Annotated in this window: 14 protein-coding genes and 1 tRNA gene; 8 read left to right on the top strand and 7 right to left on the bottom strand. The window is 70.1% G+C overall.

Going from position 1 to position 16,153, the window contains the following annotated elements:
* Positions 1-104: 104 nt before the first annotated feature.
* Positions 105-178 (bottom strand) — tRNA-Gly (locus tag ACIGXO_RS15500).
* Between the two features lie 243 nt (positions 179-421).
* Between ACIGXO_RS15500 and ACIGXO_RS15495 the strand changes: the two genes are divergently transcribed.
* The 4 genes from ACIGXO_RS15495 to ACIGXO_RS15480 all read left to right on the top strand — a co-directional run bounded on the left by ACIGXO_RS15495 (position 422) and on the right by ACIGXO_RS15480 (position 3,550).
* Positions 422-580, top strand: a complete 159-nt coding sequence (locus ACIGXO_RS15495) for a hypothetical protein (RefSeq protein WP_169746141.1) — start codon at positions 422-424, stop codon at positions 578-580.
* Between the two features lie 136 nt (positions 581-716).
* Complete coding sequence (gene dcd / locus ACIGXO_RS15490; RefSeq protein WP_030259148.1) at positions 717-1,292, top strand: dCTP deaminase; 576 nt, start codon at positions 717-719, stop codon at positions 1,290-1,292.
* A 51-nt stretch (positions 1,293-1,343) separates the two neighbouring features.
* Positions 1,344-1,841: a phosphoribosyltransferase gene (locus ACIGXO_RS15485; protein WP_052866332.1), complete on the top strand. Its 498-nt coding sequence runs from the start codon at positions 1,344-1,346 to the stop codon at positions 1,839-1,841.
* A 167-nt stretch (positions 1,842-2,008) separates the two neighbouring features.
* Positions 2,009-3,550: a ricin-type beta-trefoil lectin domain protein gene (locus ACIGXO_RS15480; RefSeq protein ID WP_399785928.1), complete on the top strand. Its 1,542-nt coding sequence runs from the start codon at positions 2,009-2,011 to the stop codon at positions 3,548-3,550.
* 145 nt (positions 3,551-3,695) lie between these two features.
* Here the strand turns inward: ACIGXO_RS15480 and ACIGXO_RS15475 are convergent, their stop codons facing one another.
* The 4 genes from ACIGXO_RS15475 to ACIGXO_RS15460 all read right to left on the bottom strand — a co-directional run bounded on the left by ACIGXO_RS15475 (position 3,696) and on the right by ACIGXO_RS15460 (position 10,268).
* Positions 3,696-4,673 (bottom strand): YIP1 family protein, encoded by a 978-nt coding sequence (locus tag ACIGXO_RS15475; RefSeq protein ID WP_399787079.1) that lies wholly within the window; start codon positions 4,671-4,673, stop codon positions 3,696-3,698.
* A 157-nt stretch (positions 4,674-4,830) separates the two neighbouring features.
* Positions 4,831-6,294, bottom strand: coding sequence for a hypothetical protein (locus ACIGXO_RS15470; RefSeq protein ID WP_399785925.1), 1,464 nt, complete (start codon positions 6,292-6,294; stop codon positions 4,831-4,833).
* A gap of 189 nt (positions 6,295-6,483) precedes the next feature.
* A complete protein-coding gene (locus tag ACIGXO_RS15465) occupies positions 6,484-7,809 on the bottom strand; it encodes an FG-GAP repeat domain-containing protein (protein WP_399785922.1) in 1,326 nt (441 codons plus the stop codon).
* A 191-nt stretch (positions 7,810-8,000) separates the two neighbouring features.
* Positions 8,001-10,268: a (Fe-S)-binding protein gene (locus tag ACIGXO_RS15460; RefSeq protein ID WP_399785919.1), complete on the bottom strand. Its 2,268-nt coding sequence runs from the start codon at positions 10,266-10,268 to the stop codon at positions 8,001-8,003.
* 438 nt (positions 10,269-10,706) lie between these two features.
* Here ACIGXO_RS15460 and dnaK point away from each other — a divergent pair, with 438 nt between their 5' ends.
* Genes dnaK through ACIGXO_RS15440 form a run of 4 tightly spaced genes read left to right on the top strand, consistent with a single transcriptional unit; the run spans position 10,707 to position 14,883 of the window.
* Positions 10,707-12,563, top strand: a complete 1,857-nt coding sequence (gene dnaK, locus ACIGXO_RS15455) for a molecular chaperone DnaK (RefSeq protein ID WP_399785916.1) — start codon at positions 10,707-10,709, stop codon at positions 12,561-12,563.
* Positions 12,560-13,204: a nucleotide exchange factor GrpE gene (gene grpE, locus ACIGXO_RS15450; protein WP_399785913.1), complete on the top strand. Its 645-nt coding sequence runs from the start codon at positions 12,560-12,562 to the stop codon at positions 13,202-13,204. The genes dnaK and grpE overlap by 4 nt, the downstream gene beginning before the upstream one ends.
* A 39-nt stretch (positions 13,205-13,243) precedes the next feature.
* The gene (gene dnaJ, locus ACIGXO_RS15445; RefSeq protein ID WP_399785910.1) at positions 13,244-14,422 is read left to right on the top strand and encodes a molecular chaperone DnaJ; all 1,179 of its coding nucleotides are present in this window, start codon (positions 13,244-13,246) and stop codon (positions 14,420-14,422) included.
* 2 nt (positions 14,423-14,424) lie between these two features.
* A complete protein-coding gene (locus ACIGXO_RS15440; RefSeq protein ID WP_399787076.1) occupies positions 14,425-14,883 on the top strand; it encodes a heat shock protein transcriptional repressor HspR in 459 nt (152 codons plus the stop codon).
* A gap of 28 nt (positions 14,884-14,911) precedes the next feature.
* Here ACIGXO_RS15440 and ACIGXO_RS15435 read toward each other — a convergent pair whose 3' ends face one another.
* Together ACIGXO_RS15435 and ACIGXO_RS15430 are read right to left on the bottom strand one after the other, a co-directional pair.
* Positions 14,912-15,316 (bottom strand): hypothetical protein, encoded by a 405-nt coding sequence (locus ACIGXO_RS15435; protein ID WP_031050321.1) that lies wholly within the window; start codon positions 15,314-15,316, stop codon positions 14,912-14,914.
* 340 nt (positions 15,317-15,656) lie between these two features.
* A complete protein-coding gene (locus ACIGXO_RS15430; RefSeq protein WP_399785905.1) occupies positions 15,657-16,061 on the bottom strand; it encodes a PPOX class F420-dependent oxidoreductase in 405 nt (134 codons plus the stop codon).
* Positions 16,062-16,153: the final 92 nt, after the last annotated feature.

Genomic DNA, 16,153 nt, shown 5'->3' with positions numbered 1-16,153 from the left:
CAGCAGCCCGCGACCAAGACCGATCGGGCACGCACCGGGCACGGAACGCTCGCCCCGACCGGGACAACGACAAAGGCCCAGGTCTCCGACCTGGGCCTCAACTCTGGAGCGGGTGACGGGAATCGAACCCGCGCTCTGAGCTTGGGAAGCTCATGTTCTACCATTAAACTACACCCGCGCGACCGCCTGATCTTGCAGGGCGGTGCATCGTCGCACACTGTACCTCATCCCTGGCCTCCGGTGTATTCGACCGTGAGGCTTTTGTCATGTCCGGGCGCGACGCGCGGCGGTAAGCGGTGCGGGGTGCGGGAGTTGAGGCGTACGGTGGGACTCTTCCCCGGTTCGGAGTGCCGCTTGGGAGTGCGCCCAGTTCATCCCCTAATGTGGCTTTTGTTGTCCATGCGTTTGGGAGAGGGACTTGATGGAGCGCACCGTCGTCCGTTGTGCCGAAGGGCACGTGTTCAGCACCGCTTCGTTCCCGATGCAGACCACCGACCGGCTCGGCCCCGGTCGGCTGCTGCGGTGCCCGCGCTGTGCGCGGCTGCGCCACGCGGTCCCTGTACAGATGGAGAAGCGCTAGCGAGGGTGGCGAGGGCCCGGTCCCCGGAAGGGGGCCGGGCCCTCGCGGCTGTCCGGACGGGGCGCGGGGGCGGGTCGGGGTGCCGGGGCGGAAGCGGGATGCGGAGGCGGGAGTACCGGGCGCGTATCCTCGTGGCGTGCTTCTCTCAGACAAGGACATCCGGGCCGAGATCGACGCGGGCCGGGTGCGTATCGATCCCTACGACGAGTCGATGGTTCAGCCATCGAGTATTGATGTGCGCCTCGATCGGTACTTCCGAGTGTTCGAGAACCACCGGTATCCGCACATTGACCCCGCCGTCGAGCAGCTGGACCTGACGCGGGAGGTCGTGCCCGAGGGGGACGAGGCGTTCATCCTGCACCCGGGCGAATTCGTGCTGGCGTCGACCTACGAGGTCATCACGCTGCCGGACGACCTCGCCTCGCGGCTGGAGGGCAAGAGCTCGCTGGGGCGGCTCGGGCTGCTGACGCATTCGACGGCCGGGTTCATCGACCCCGGGTTCAGCGGGCACGTCACGCTGGAGCTGAGCAATGTCGCGACGCTGCCGATAAAGCTGTGGCCGGGCATGAAGATCGGGCAGCTGTGCATGTTCCGGCTGACCTCGCCGGCCGAGTTTCCGTACGGGTCGGAGCGGTACGGCTCCCGCTATCAGGGCCAGCGCGGGCCGACGCCCTCGCGTTCGTACAAGAACTTCCACCGTACGCAGGTCTGAGGACCGTACGGCGGATGCGATGGGGAATCGCTAGAGGGCTGAGAGAGATACGTGACTGACGTGCGGGAAAATCTGACGTACGAGCGCTTCGGCACCGCCATTCGTGAGCTGGCGCAGACGATTGCCGATGACGGGTACGAGCCCGATGTGGTGCTGAGCATCGCGCGGGGCGGGGTCTTCGTCGCCGGGGGCCTGGCGTACGCGCTGGACTGCAAGAACATCCACCTGGTGAATGTGGAGTTCTACACGGGGGTCGGCGAGACGCTGGAGATGCCGGTCATGCTGGCGCCGGTGCCCAACGCGATCGACTTCAGCGACAAGAAGGTGCTGATCGCCGACGACGTCGCCGACACCGGGAAGACGCTGAAGCTCGTCCACGACTTCTGCAAGGACACCGTGGCGGAGGTCCGCAGCGCGGTGATCTACGAGAAGTCGCAGTCGCTGGTGAAGTGCGAGTACGTCTGGCAGCGCACGGACGACTGGATCAACTTCCCGTGGAGCGTCGAGCCGCCGGTCGTGCGGCGCGAGGGTCAGGTTCTCGACGCCTGAGAGGCGCCTGAGAGGTGCCGAGAGGTGCCTGAGAGGCGTCTGAAGTGCCTTGCTCTGCGGGCCAGTTGGTGCGCAGGGCGAAATCGGGCCAATCCTGTGACTGGTGTTCCGCCGGTGTCTACCTACGAGTAGAACCGGCGGTAACAGCAGACCGGAGGGGAGGCCCAATGGTGCGCGCGAGACGTGGGCGGCGGCTGGTGACCGCAGCCGCCGCGGTGATGGTGCTGACCGGTGGTGTGACCGCCGCCGGTACGGGGACGAGTGTGGCGGCCCAGCCGCCGTACGGGGCCGCGGCGGCCGACAGCAAGCCGCTGCCGCCCGAGCTGGAGAAGATCAGGGCCGAGGAGGCCACCCGGCTGTACGGGGATCCGGCCGAACGCCCGATGGCGCAGCGCAAGACCTCGCTGATCTCGCTGGGGGACAGTGAGATCTCGGGCGAGGGCGTCGGGACGTACGAGCCGGGGACGAACGGGCCGGACAACTGGTGTCACCGGTCGCCGGACGCGGCCATTCACCGGACCGGCGTCGCCGCGGATGTGACGTACAACGTGTCCTGCTCGGGCGCGTACACCGGGAACATCAAGATCGGCGGCAGCAAGCAGTACGCCGATGAGCTGGTGCAGAGCGACAGCCTGGCGATCAAGGCCAGGAACACCCGGCTGAAGATGGTCGTGCTGGTGGCCGGGGCCAATGACGACCTGCAGTTCGGGCCGGTGATGACGGACTGCGTCACGCGCTGGCTGCTGCTGCAGGGCACCTGCGAGCCGAAGTACGCGCCGGGGTGGCAGGCGCGGGTCGACGGGCTGGTGCCGAAGGTCGAGCAGACGGTCGGTGATCTGCGGACGGTGATGCGGGACGCCGGGTACGCGGACGGCGACTACAAGCTCGTGGTGATGGGATACCCGAGCCCGATCGGGCCGGACATCGAGGACAACCCCGATTTCCCGGGAAAGCTGCCGGGTGGTTGTACGGGGTACACCTCCGACTCGGCGTGGGGGCGCAACGCCGCCGTGCCGGCTTTCGAGGAGGGCATGCGGAAGGCCGCACGTGAGTCGGGCGCGGTGTACCTGGACAACTCGCGGCTCTTCCACGGGCACGAGGTGTGCATGGAGGACGCCTGGGCGCGCGGCCTGTACGTCGATGTCTCCCACCCCTTCCCGCCGGACGCCAACTCCGTGCGCCAGTCCTTCCACCCGAACGCGCGCGGGCACGCCGCGTTCGCTTCCTGCCTCACCCAGCTCTACGCGTCCGGGCTGCGCGAGGCGTCCTGCGCGGACCCGGCGAGCACGGGGAAGCCGGAGCTGTACGCGGGGGCCTGGGACGACGCGTACCGGCCGCTGAAGAACGCCGGCACGGGGAGCTGTGTGGACGCGACCGGCGGCAGTTCGCGCAATGGCACGGCCGTCGGCGGCTGGGACTGCAAGGACCAGCGGAACCAGGGCTGGTGGTACGACAGCGGCCGGCGGTCGGTGCATGTGGAGCTGACGCAGGACCGGTGCCTGGACGTGCCGGGGGCGAAGTACGAGGCCGGGGCCGGACTGGTGCTGTGGAACTGCTCGGGCGCGGCCAACCAGCGGTTCGTGAAGGACGCGGCGACGCAGAGCATCCGGCCGGAGGCGGCCCGGGAGCTGTGCCTGACGCTGGCCTCGGCGAAGGACCGTGTGCGACTGCAGAAGTGTGATGGGTCGGCCACGCAGCGTTTCACGTGAAACAGTCGTGTGGTCATGCGGTGACACAGCGTTTCACGTGAAACGGCGTGTGAGCAGAGTCAGTTGATGAACAGCAGGGCCCCGTTCCGGATGGAACGGGGCCCTGCTGCATCAGGATGTGTTGCCGGTGTGGCGGCGATTGCCGCTACAGCGTGCCCAGCTTCACCAGGGCGAGCAGGGCGACCAGTTGGATCGCCGAGGCACCCAGCGCCTTGGGCCAGGGCAGGTCGTGCGACCTGCGGACCATCGTGGTGAAGAGATAGCCGGCGGCGAGCCAGGTCAGCCAGCCGACGACCTGGACGAGCGTGCTGTCGCCGCCCAGGAACATCGCGAAGAGCAGCCGCGGCGCGTCCGTGATCGACATGATCAGCATGGACAGGCCGATGGTCGGCTGCCATCCGCCGTCGCCGCCGAGCTGCCGGGCGAGGGTGTGCGTCACCGCGCCCAGGATCAGCCCGCCGATGACGAACATCACGCCGGTGATCAGCACCCACGGGATGCTCTGCGAGAGCGTGGCGTTCAGCACGTCCTCGCGGGCGGCGTCGAAGCCGAAGACCGCGAGCAGGCCGTAGACGAAGGTCACGACGAGGGCCGGGCCCCACACGGCGTAGTCGCGCATCCGCCAGAAGGTCTGGTCGGGCTCCCGGACGATGCCGCTCAGCAGCTGCTTCCACGGCAGGCGCGGGCCGGCGGGCGGGGCCGCCGACTGGCCTGCGTGGTACGTACTGCCGCCGCTGTACTGACCGTTGTCGTACTGGCCGCCGTACTGGCCGTCCCCGTACGCGTCCGGCGCGTCGCCCACGCTGAACTGCTGGGTGTGGCCCGGTGCGTCCGAGCGGGCGTTGCCACCGCCGTAGGGCGGCTGCTGCGGGGCGTGCCCCTGGTCGCCGAAGTACTCGGGCTCGCCGTACTGGCCGGCGCCCTGAGCGCCGCCGTGGGGAGCCTGCTGCTGCCACTGTCCCTGTGCGGGGGGCGGAGTCTGCCGGCCGTACGGCGCCTGCTGCTGACCGTACGGCGCCGGTGCTCCGTACGGGGCAGGCTGACCGTGCGGAGCCTGCTGACCGTACGGGGCCTGACCCTGCTGCCCCTGCTGCGCGGTGCGGGAGTTCCGCCCGCGACCCATCCTGAATCCAGCCACGCTTCGAACGTACCTGGTCCCAGCGGGTCGCAGGCGGGAGAGTGCGGACAGGACGGGCATTGCTGCCGAGCTGTGACATCCCCTAGGGGATTCCCGGCGGGGCGGCCGCGGGCCGCGCGCAGGGGCCGTGCGGGGTCCGGTGTCAGCCCGCGGCGATGGCACCGAACTGCGGCCGGCCGGTGGTCGGCACGCCCACCGCGCCCGGCGTCACCGAGCGGGCGCCGGCCGTGCCGATGCGGGTGCCGTCGGAGGACAGGGAGACGACCGCGCCGTTGCCGTCGTTCTCGTAGCTCGCGCCCACGGACAGGTCGGCCTTGCCGTCACCGTTCGTGTCGGAGAGGAAGACCTCGGTGCCGAAGAGGTCACTGTTCTCCGACGCGCCGGGCACGCCCGGGATGTCCTGGTGGAAGTACTGGACTCCGTTGGTGGTGTCGATGCCGGAAGCGGAGCCGCGCAGCACGGTCACCGAGCCGGTGTCCGTGACGCCGTCGATGTCCTCGCCCGCCGCGCCGATCGCCAGGTCCTGCCGGCCGTCGCCGTCGATGTCGCCGAGGGAGACCTCGTAACCGAAGCTGTCGCCGTTCTCGGAGCCGCCCGGGACCGCGCCGGACTCCTGGGTGATGGTGTCCATCCGGCTGGTGGGGCCGCTCGCCGAGCCGTAGATCACATTGACCTTGCCGCCCTTGGTGCTGCCGGGCGCCATGTCGGCGTCCCAGTGCATGCCGGTGACCAGGTCGCCGTAGCCGTCGCCGTCCGTGTCACCGATGGCGGTGATGAAGCCGGCCGGCAGCTTGCGCGCGGCGGAGCCGGACAGCCCGGAGGCCGAGCCGGGCACGTAGTAGTTGGCGTTGTAGTGGTTCTCGCCGTCGTCCGCGGCGTTCTCGAAGCCGTCGACGACCAGGTCGGTGCGGCCGTCCGCGGTGACGTCACCCGCGGTGAGCTGGAGGATGCCGGTGTCGGAGCCGCCGAGGATCGGCAGCGCGACCGCCGACTTGGATGCGGCGACGCCTGCCGAGGTGAAGCCGCCCTTGAAGACGCGGAGCGTCGCGGAGCTGGTGCCGACGGCCAGGTCGCCCTTCCTGTCCCCGTCGAAGTCGCCCGCGGCGAGCGCGTTGCCGAAGCGGTCGTGCTTGGTCGGGGCCGGGTCCGGGACCGTGGCGGCGCGCGATATGCCGGACGCCGAGCCCCAGAGGATCTGTACGGTGCCGCCGTCGGTGTCGCCCGAGACGTCCTCGTACGGGGTGCCGACGGCGAGGTCCGCGTACCCGTCGGAGTTGAAGTCGCCGGCCGAGGTGGCCAGGCCGAAGTTGTCGTCGGTCTCCGCCGCGCCCGGAACACCGGTGGTGTCCTGGGTGAAGGTGGCGTGGCGGCCGGCCGAGACGCCGTCGGCGGAGCCGTAGAGGACGGTGACGGCGCCGGCGTTCTTGTGGCCCCCGACGGTGGCGGCGGGTGCGGAAACGGCGAGGTCGCGGTAGCCGTCGCCGTTGAAGTCGCCCTGCAGGCCACTGCCGGCGGCGGCCGCGGCGCCGGTGGAGAGGGTGAGCAGACCGCCGGTCAGGGCCGCCGCCGCCGCGGTGGCCAGGGCCGTACGAAGGTGCTTGGGCACGCTGTTCTCCTGCTGCATGCGGGATGCGGGCGCATCCCGTCCGGATGAGTGCCGTCCGCCGCGCGTCACCGGGCATTCACCGGGAGTCCAGCGGCAGTTGGCGATCACAAGACCCACGAGGGGGCAGGAGGGTTGCACGCCGGACGCGCCTGGTCAGTGGGGGCCGGCGCGCTCACTCCAAAAACGCGCTCACTCCGTAAATGCCGCCGTACTGAAGGAGACCGCGGGCCGGGAGGCGAAGCCCGACGCCGTCCCCCGGTGCACCGTGACCGCGTCCCGCCCGCCCGAGCGGGTGCGGAGGACCAGGTCGGCCCGCCCGTCGTGGTCGTAGTCGGCCAGCCGGAGCACCGCCGTGCGCGCGGCGGCGGGCATACCGGGGGCCTTCGGCACGGCCCGCTCGCGGTCCGCGCGCAGGCCGGCGGCCGACCCGAGGAGGAGCACGGGACGCCCCGCGCCGCCGGACACGACCAGGTCCGTACGGCCGTCGCCGGTCACGTCCCCGGCCGCCACCGACCGCCCCGCCACCCGGACCGTGGCGCTCCGCGGGGCCGCCGTGCCGACGCCGTACCGGACGGCGAGCCGGCCGCCCCCGGCGACCACCGCGTCGGCCGAAGCGCCGCCGTCGAACCGCCCGAACGCCGCCTCGTACCCCGCCGGCAGCGCGGCCCCCGCCGTGGCCGGCCCCCGCGCGCCGCCCAGCGCGAGCCGCCCCGGCGCGCGGCGGCCCGGAGCCCCGGACCGTACGAGCAGGTCGTCGGCGCCGTCCCCGTCCACGTCGACGGGCGCCGGCAGTCCGGCGAGCGCCGTGCCGGGGATGTCCAGCGGCGCGCCGGCCCCCTCCGGCGCGCCCGCGCGGCTGAACGGCCCGCGCAGGAAGCCGGCCCGCGGCCCGGACGCGGTGACCGCCAGATCAGCCGCGCCGTCCCCGTCGAAGTCGCCGCAGACCGGCTGGTCGGGCCACTCGTTGCCGAACCTGGCGCGGTCGGGGATGCGCAGCTTCACGGCGCGCGCGGTGAGCCCCTCCGGGGAGCCGAAGAGGATCTGTACGGGCACGGGCGGGCGGCCCTGGCCGTCGTACGGCGGGTCGGTGCTGACGACCAGGTCGGTGAAGCCGTCGCCGTCCAGGTCGCAGGCGGCCTCGGCGTCGAAGACGGCCGGTACGACGCCGTCCGTGGGCGCCGCGTGCCGGGCCGGGGTGAGGAGCCGCCGCACGGCCGGGTCGAGGCCGCGGTCCGACCCGTAGACGATGCCGATGCCGGGGTCGTCGTCGTGGCTGTCGTCGGGGTTGAGCAGCGTGTCGAGGACGAGGTCGGGGTGGCCGTCGCCGTTGAAGTCGTCCGCGGCCTTGCTGCCCTTGCCGTGCGGGACGGGCCGTGCCGGGGGGCCGGAAGCGGGGTGGTGGGCCGTGGAACGCGCGCCGCCGCCCGAGGGGAGCAGGCCGCAGCCGGCCGCCAGCAGTGCGCAGCACAGCCCGGCTCCCGCCGCGCGTGCCGCTCGTGATCCCCGGTACCGCACTTCGCCCCCCAGCGCCCCATCCGTATCCGGCGCCTCATCGTCGCACGGACATACGTCGTGCGTCCGTACGTTCATCCGGTTCCGGACACGGTGTGCAGCAGGCGCGGGACCCGGGTGCGCAGACGACGACGGCCGGCCCCGCGCGCTGCGGGACCGGCCGTCGAAGGGCGTACGAAGAGACGTACAGCGGGTTACTTCACCGGCTCGGGCTCCGGCTCGTCGGCGGGCTCGGCCTCGCCGGCCGGGTCGGCCGGGGTCTTCACGGAGTCCAGCAGGAGCTGGGCCACGTCGACGACCTGGACGTTCTCGCTGACCTTGCCGTCGTTCTTCTTGCCGTTGACCGAGTCGGTCAGCATGACGAGGCAGAACGGGCAGGCGGTGGAGACGATGTCCGGGTTGAGGGACAGGGCCTCGTCCACGCGCTCGTTGTTGATGCGCTTGCCGATGCGCTCTTCCATCCACATGCGGGCGCCGCCGGCGCCGCAGCAGAAGCCGCGCTCCTTGTGGCGGTGCATCTCCTCGTTGCGCAGGCCCGGCACCTTGGCGATGATCTCGCGCGGCGGCGTGTAGACCTTGTTGTGGCGGCCCAGGTAGCAGGGGTCGTGGTAGGTGATCAGACCCTCGACCGGGGTGACGGGGGTGAGCTTGCCCTCGTCGATGAGGTGCTGCAGCAGCTGGGTGTGGTGGATGACCTCGTACTCGCCGCCCAGCTGCGGGTACTCGTTCGCGATCGTGTTGAAGCAGTGCGGGCAGGTCGCGACGATCTTCTTCTTGGACTTCGGCTTCTTGGTCGACTCGTCCTCGTCGTCCTCGCCGAAGGCCGCGTTCAGCGTGGCGACGTTCTCCGCGCCCAGCTGCTGGAAGAGGAACTCGTTGCCCAGGCGGCGGGGGGAATCACCGGTGCACTTCTCGTCGCCGCCCATGATGGCGAAGTTGACGCCCGCGATGTGCAGCAGCTCGGCGAACGCCTTGGTGGTCTTCTTGGCGCGGTCCTCCAGGGCGCCCGCGCAGCCGACCCAGTACAGGTAGTCGACCTCGGTGAGGTCCTCGACGTCCTTGCCGACGACGGGAACCTCGAAGTCGACCTCCTTGGTCCAGGCGAGGCGCTGCTTCTTGGCCAGGCCCCAGGGGTTGCCCTTCTTCTCCAGGTTCTTGAGCATCGTGCCCGCCTCCGAGGGGAAGCTGGACTCGATCATGACCTGGTAGCGGCGCATGTCGACGATGTGGTCGATGTGCTCGATGTCGACCGGGCACTGCTCGACGCAGGCGCCGCAGGTGGTGCAGGACCACAGGACGTCCGGGTCGATGACGCCGTTCTCCTCGAGGGTGCCGACCAGCGGGCGCTCGGCCTCTTCGAGAGCGGCCTTGGGGACGTCCTTCAGCTGCTCTTCGGTGGCCTTCTCATTGCCCTCCATGTCCTTGCCGCCGCCGGCGAGGAGGTAGGGGGCCTTGGCGTGCGCGTGGTCGCGCAGCGCCATGATCATGAGCTTGGGGGAGAGCGGCTTACCGGTGTTCCACGCGGGGCACTGCGACTGGCAGCGGCCGCACTCGGTGCAGGTGGAGAAGTCCAGCAGGCCCTTCCAGGAGAAGTGCTCGACCTGGGAGACGCCGAACTGGTCGTCCTCGCCCGGGTCCTCGAAGTCGATCTCCTTGCCCTCGCTGGTCATCGGCAGCAGGGCGCCCAGCGCGACGTCGCCGTCGGACTCGCGCTTGAACCAGATGTTGGGGAAGGCCAGGAAGCGGTGCCAGGCGACGCCCATGTCGGTCTTGAGCGCGACGGTGATCATCCAGATGAAGGACGTCGCGATCTTCAGCCCTGCGAAGAAGTAGGTGAGGTTCTGGAGCGTCGAGACGTCCAGGCCCTCCAGCCACGAGACCACCGGGTACGAGATGAAGAACGACGCCTCGTAGCTGTCGACGTGGTGCTGGGCGCCCTCCAGCGCGTGCAGCATGAAGATGCAGACGCCGACGATGAGGATGACGGCCTCGACGAAGTACGCCTGGCCGAAGTTGGAGCCCGCGAAGCGGGACTTGCGGCCCGGCTTGCCCGGCTTGCTCAGCTGCCGGATGGCGATCAGGACCAGGATGCCGAGGACCGTCATCGTGCCGATGAACTCGACGAAGATGTTGTACGGCGCCCACTCGCCGATGACCGGCAGCAGCCAGTCGGCCTTGAACAGCTGGCCGATGGCGTTGACGATCGTCAGCAGCAGCGAGAAGAAGCCCACCGCGACGAACCAGTGCGCGACGCCGACGACGCCCCAGCGGTTCATCCGGGTGTGGCCGAGGAACTCCTTGACCACCGTGACGGTGCGCTGCGTGGGGTCATTGGTCCGTGAACCGGCGGGTACGGACTGTCCGAGCCGCATGTAGCGGTAGATCTGCACAATGGCGCGGCCGAACAGTGCGACGCCGACCGCGATTAGGACCAGCGACACGATGATCGCGGCGAGTTGCATGGGTGGCTCCTCGGGCCTGCGTGAGCGGGTTCTTTCGGTGCTCTCTCGTTAACCAGCAAGCTGACTACTAAGCAGTAACTTAGTTAATCCCTCCGAGATTACCCACTATTCACGCCCCGCTGTACCGGGCGCAGCGGTGATCTGCGTCGCTGAGGGTGACCTAAGGGTCCCGCACCGCGCTCCGTACTCGCGTGTGCGCGACACGCCGGAGATGCGGCGGTCGCCCGGGAGAGGGAGGGTGGGGGTGTCGTTGACGCGTCCGCGCATGCCGGGCGCTGCTTCTTCCGGTTCTCCGTACCGCTGTGACCTGCGGAAATGTCGCGCTGCGCAGATCTTCGGCAGGAGAGTTGAGCGTCCGTGGCTCAGGTCCTTTGACAGGGCAGGATCTCTGGTGCACCCTTGAGCCAGTTCCACTCAATGTCAGCTGGAGGAATCGAAATGGCACGTGCGGTCGGCATCGACCTGGGCACGACGAACTCCGTCGTCAGTGTTCTCGAAGGCGGTGAGCCCACCGTCATCACCAACGCCGAGGGCGCCAGGACCACGCCGTCCGTCGTCGCTTTCGCCAAGAACGGTGAAGTGCTCGTCGGCGAGGTCGCGAAGCGCCAGGCGGTCACGAACGTCGACAGGACCATCCGGTCGGTCAAGCGCCACATGGGCACCGACTGGAAGGTGGACATCGACGACAAGAGCTTCAACCCGCAGCAGATCTCCGCGTTCATCCTGCAGAAGCTGAAGCGGGACGCGGAGTCCTACCTCGGCGAGAAGGTCGCGGACGCGGTCATCACCGTCCCGGCGTACTTCAACGACTCCGAGCGGCAGGCCACCAAGGAGGCCGGCGAGATCGCGGGCCTGAACGTCCTGCGCATCGTCAACGAGCCCACCTCCGCGGCGCTGGCGTACGGCCTGGAGAAGGACGACCAGACCATCCTGGTCTTCGACCTCGGTGGCGGTACCTTCGACGTCTCGCTGCTGGAGATCGGCGACGGCGTCGTCGAGGTGAAGGCGACCAACGGCGACAACCAGCTCGGTGGTGACGACTGGGACCAGCGCATCGTCGACCACCTGGTCAAGCAGTTCCAGAACGGCCACGGCGTCGACCTGTCCAAGGACAAGATGGCGCTCCAGCGCCTGCGCGAGGCCGCTGAGAAGGCGAAGATCGAGCTGTCGTCCTCCACCGAGACGACGATCAACCTTCCCTACATCACCGCCTCCGCCGAGGGCCCGCTGCACCTGGACGAGAAGCTCACGCGCTCGCAGTTCCAGCAGCTCACCAGCGACCTGCTCGACCGCTGCAAGACCCCGTTCCACAACGTCATCAAGGACGCCGGCATCCAGCTGTCCGAGATCGACCACGTGGTCCTGGTCGGCGGTTCGACCCGTATGCCGGCCGTCGCCGAGCTCGTCAAGGAGCTGACCGGCGGCAAGGACGCCAACAAGGGCGTCAACCCGGACGAGGTCGTCGCCATCGGTGCGTCGCTGCAGGCCGGTGTCCTCAAGGGTGAGGTCAAGGACGTCCTCCTGCTGGACGTCACCCCGCTGTCCCTCGGTATCGAGACCAAGGGCGGCATCATGACCAAGCTCATCGAGCGCAACACCACGATCCCGACCAAGCGGTCCGAGATCTTCACGACGGCCGAGGACAACCAGCCGTCCGTGCAGATCCAGGTCTACCAGGGCGAGCGCGAGATCGCGGCGTACAACAAGAAGCTCGGGATGTTCGAGCTGACCGGTCTGCCGCCGGCCCCGCGCGGCGTCCCGCAGATCGAGGTCTCCTTCGACATCGACGCCAACGGCATCATGCACGTGACCGCGAAGGACCTGGGCACGGGCAAGGAGCAGAAGATGACCGTCACCGGCGGCTCTTCGCTGCCGAAGGACGAGGTCGACCGCATGCGCGAGGAGGCCGAGCGCTACGCGGACGAGGACCACAAGCGCCGCGAGGCCGCCGAGACGCGCAACCAGGGCGAGCAGCTCGTCTACCAGACGGAGAAGTTCCTCAAGGACAACGAGGAGAAGGTCCCCGCCGAGGTGAAGACCGAGGTCGAGACCGCCGTCGGCGAGCTGAAGGAGAAGCTCAAGGGCGAGGACACGGCCGAGATCCGTACCGCCACGGAGAAGGTCGCGGCCGTCTCGCAGAAGCTGGGCCAGGCCATGTACGCCGACGCCCAGGGCGCGCAGGCCGCGGGCGGTGCCGAGGGTGCCGCCGGTGGCGAACAGGCCAAGGCCGAGGACGATGTCGTCGACGCCGAGATCGTCGACGACGAGAAGGACAAGAAGGATGGTGCCGCGTGACGGAGGAGACCCCGGGCTTCGAGGAGAAGCCTGACGTCCCCTCTGACGCCGCAGCCACTGACGATGCGGCGCAGGGCGCCGGGTCCGCCGACAAGGCGGGCCCGGCCCCGGCCGGGGACGCGAACCAGGACGCCGGTCTGGTGGCCCAGCTGGACCAGGTGCGCACCGCGCTCAACGAGCGCACCGCGGACCTCCAGCGCCTCCAGGCCGAGTACCAGAACTACCGCCGGCGGGTGGAGCGGGACCGGGTGACGGTCAAGGAGATCGCCGCGGCGAACCTCCTGTCCGAGCTCCTGCCGGTCCTCGACGACATCGGCCGGGCCCGCGAGCACGGCGAGCTGGTCGGCGGCTTCAAGTCGGTCGGCGAGTCGGTCGAGACGGTCGTGGCCAAGCTCGGCCTGCAGCAGTTCGGCAAGGAGGGCGAGCCCTTCGACCCGACGATCCACGAGGCGCTCATGCACTCGTACGCACCGGACGTCACGGAGACGACGTGCGTTGCGATCCTGCAGCCGGGGTATCGGATCGGCGAGCGAACGATTCGCCCCGCGCGGGTCGCCGTCGCCGAGCCTCAGCCGGGGGCCCAGGGCGCCAAGTCCGAGGAGAAATCCGACGAGGAGAGCGGTGGCCCGGACGAGGGCTGACGTGAGAAGCAGGACAGTACGGGAGGAGGGACGTCGGGGATGAGCACCAAGGACTTCGTCGAGAAGGACTACTACAAGGTCCTCGGCGTCCCGAAGGACGCCACCGACGCCGAGATCAAGAAGGCGTACCGCAAGCTGGCCCGGGAGAACCACCCGGACGCCAACAAGGGCGACCCCAAGGCCGAGGAGCGCTTCAAGGAGGTCTCCGAGGCGAACGACGTCCTGGGCGACCCCAAGCGCCGCAAGGAGTACGACGAGGCGCGGGCGCTGTTCGGCAACGGCGGCTTCCGGCCGGGTCCCGGCGGCGCCGGCGGCGGCAGCTTCAACTTCGACCTGGGTGACCTCTTCGGGGGCGCGCAGGGCGGAGCGGGCGCCGGCGGCTTCGGCGGTGGTCTCGGGGACGTCTTCGGCGGCCTGTTCAACAGGGGCGGCGCCGCGGGTACGCGTACGCAGCCCCGCCGCGGCCAGGACATCGAGTCCGAGGTGACGCTCAGCTTCACCGAGGCGGTGGACGGGGCCACGGTCCCGCTGCGGATGTCCAGCCCGGCGCCCTGCAAGGCGTGTTCGGGCACCGGCGACAAGAACGGCACCCCGCGGGTCTGCCCGACCTGCGTGGGCACCGGCCAGGTCAGCCGGGGCGCGGGCGGCGGCTTCTCGCTCACCGACCCGTGCGCCGACTGCAAGGGCCGCGGCCTGATCGCCGAGGACCCGTGCGAGGTGTGCAAGGGCAGCGGGCGCGCGAGGAGTTCGCGCACGATGCAGGTGCGCATTCCCGCGGGTGTCTCGGACGGGCAGCGGATCCGGCTGCGCGGCAAGGGCGCCCCGGGCGAGCGCGGCGGGCCCAACGGCGACCTGTACGTCGTCGTGCACGTCGACGCGCACCCGGTGTTCGGCCGCAAGGGCGACAACCTCACCGTCACCGTGCCGGTCACCTTCCCGGAGGCCGCGCTCGGCGGCGAGGTGAAGGTGCCGACCCTGGGCGGTCCGCCGGTCACCCTCAAGATCCCGGCCGGCACGCCGAACGGCCGGACGATGCGGGCCCGCGGAAAGGGCGCGGCGCGCAAGGACGGCACCCGGGGCGACCTCCTGGTCACCATCGAGGTGGTCGTGCCCAAGGACCTCGGCGACAAGGCGCGTGAGTCGCTCGAGGCGTATCGCGAGGCGACCGCGGGTGAGGACCCGCGAGAGAAGCTCTATCAGGCCGCGAAGGGAGCTTGATGATGGACAGCCGGGGCGGGCGGCGCAGTCGTAACCCCTATGAACTGACCGACGAGTCGCCGGTGTACGTCATCTCTGTCGCGGCTCAGCTCTCCGGCCTGCATCCGCAGACGCTGCGCCAGTACGACCGGCTCGGCCTGGTCTCACCGGACCGTACGCCCGGGCGCGGTCGGCGTTACTCGGCCCGCGACATCGAGCTGCTCCGCCAGGTGCAGCAGCTGTCGCAGAACGAGGGCATCAACCTCGCGGGCATCAAGCGCATCATCGAACTGGAGAACCAGGTCGCGGCGCTCCAGCAGCGGGTCGCCGAGCTGCAGAGCGCGGTGGAGGGCGCCGCCGCCGCGATCCAGCAGCGGGAGGCGGCGGTGCACGCCAGCTACCGCCGGGACCTGGTCCCGTATCAGGACGTGCAGCAGACCAGCGCGCTGGTCGTGTGGCGCCCGAAGCGGACGTCCGAGTAACGGCCCGCGCTCTCCGCAGCCCGCGTTCTCAGCAGCCGTTGTAGCCGGCCGTCGGCATCGACAGCCGGCGGTGCACATGGGACTTCATCGCCGCGGTGTAGACCGGCTCGGCGAGGTCGGCGGTCTCCAGCCGGACCCCGGCCGCGGCGCACCGGGCGGTGAAATCCTCGGCGGAGTCGACGGCGTTCTCCAGGGCACGGCGGTTCGGTACGACGAAGACGTCGACCAGGCCCGCCTCCACGTCCTGCCACAGGGCGCAGTGGTCGGCACGCAGATGGTGCAGGCTCAGCCGCCAGGTGAGGCGGTAGTCGCGGTCCGCGGCCCACTGCGAGCACATCTCGTGCTGGCGGCGGTCGTCGACCAGGAAGGGATCGTCGTCCAGCTCGGACAGCGGCATCAAGCACGCGATCGCCGTCACTCGCACCGCATTCATCGTGCCCCCCGGCACCTCGAGGTCTGGACACAGGCCCTGACGACTGTGGGGGTGACGATACCGCTGGGGGCGGAGCGGGGTGGTGACGCGGTGCCGGGCGGCGAGGCATAGCCGCAGGCGTGGCAGATCTTCCATCCGTCCTGGTTGACGGCGAGCAGGCCGCCGCAGCGCGGGCAGGACTCGGCGCGTGGGTGCGGATCGGGAGCCGTGGACGCGATTCCGTACGCCCTGCTGGTGCGCGTTACCGACCTCATTCGGCCTCCAGCTGACGTCTTTGGTCCGGAATGGACCACATCCTGGGCGGACCCGGTCACCCATCGGCCCGGTCACCCACGGACGGTCATGCCCGCCCGAGCATCTTCGTCACCCGGATCTCGATGACCACGCGCTCGGGGTTGGGCCGCGGGGTCCGCTCGTACCGCACCGCGTACCGCTCCACCGCGTCCCGCACGCTCTCCTCGTCCGTACGGACCGTTGCCAGCCCCTCCAGGGTCGCCCACCGCTTTCCCTGCATCTGGCAGACCGCGGCGCGCGCGCCGCCGTCGCCCCTCGCCAGGACGTTGCGGACCTTGGTGCTGCCCCGGCTCGTGATGACGCGGGCCAGCCCCTGCTCGTGGTCGTACGTCACCCCGACCGGCACCACGTGCGGCGTCCCGTCCGGGCGCAGCGTGGTCAGCGTGCACACATGCCGCTCCCGCCAGAAGCCGAGGTACTCGGGGTCGGGATTCCGCAGATCTTGAGCCATACCCCGCACCCTACGGCGGGCCCGGTCCGGCCCCGCACAGGAGTGGGCGGGAGGCCAGCGGGCACCCCAAGGGCGGTGGACGGGTTTTTGAG

It is taken from the genome of Streptomyces sp. NPDC053542 (assembly GCF_044544685.1).
Lineage (GTDB): Bacteria > Actinomycetota > Actinomycetes > Streptomycetales > Streptomycetaceae > Streptomyces.
The sequence above is the reverse complement of the archived record's forward strand: the minus strand, read 5'-3'. Positions and strand labels throughout refer to the sequence as shown.

Bases quoted from the DNA above. Each gene is read 5' to 3' on its own strand.
- ACIGXO_RS15495 (WP_169746141.1), top strand. From the start codon at position 422: ATGGAGCGCACCGTCGTCCGTTGTGCCGAAGGGCACGTGTTCAGCACC.
- ACIGXO_RS15480 (WP_399785928.1), top strand. From the start codon at position 2,009: ATGGTGCGCGCGAGACGTGGGCGGCGGCTGGTGACCGCAGCCGCCGCG.
- ACIGXO_RS15475 (WP_399787079.1), bottom strand. From the start codon at position 4,673: ATGGGTCGCGGGCGGAACTCCCGCACCGCGCAGCAGGGGCAGCAGGGT.
- ACIGXO_RS15460 (WP_399785919.1), bottom strand. From the start codon at position 10,268: ATGCAACTCGCCGCGATCATCGTGTCGCTGGTCCTAATCGCGGTCGGC.
- dnaK (WP_399785916.1), top strand. From the start codon at position 10,707: ATGGCACGTGCGGTCGGCATCGACCTGGGCACGACGAACTCCGTCGTC.
- dnaJ (WP_399785910.1), top strand. From the start codon at position 13,244: ATGAGCACCAAGGACTTCGTCGAGAAGGACTACTACAAGGTCCTCGGC.
- ACIGXO_RS15440 (WP_399787076.1), top strand. From the start codon at position 14,425: ATGGACAGCCGGGGCGGGCGGCGCAGTCGTAACCCCTATGAACTGACC.
- ACIGXO_RS15435 (WP_031050321.1), bottom strand. From the start codon at position 15,316: ATGAATGCGGTGCGAGTGACGGCGATCGCGTGCTTGATGCCGCTGTCC.
- ACIGXO_RS15430 (WP_399785905.1), bottom strand. From the start codon at position 16,061: ATGGCTCAAGATCTGCGGAATCCCGACCCCGAGTACCTCGGCTTCTGG.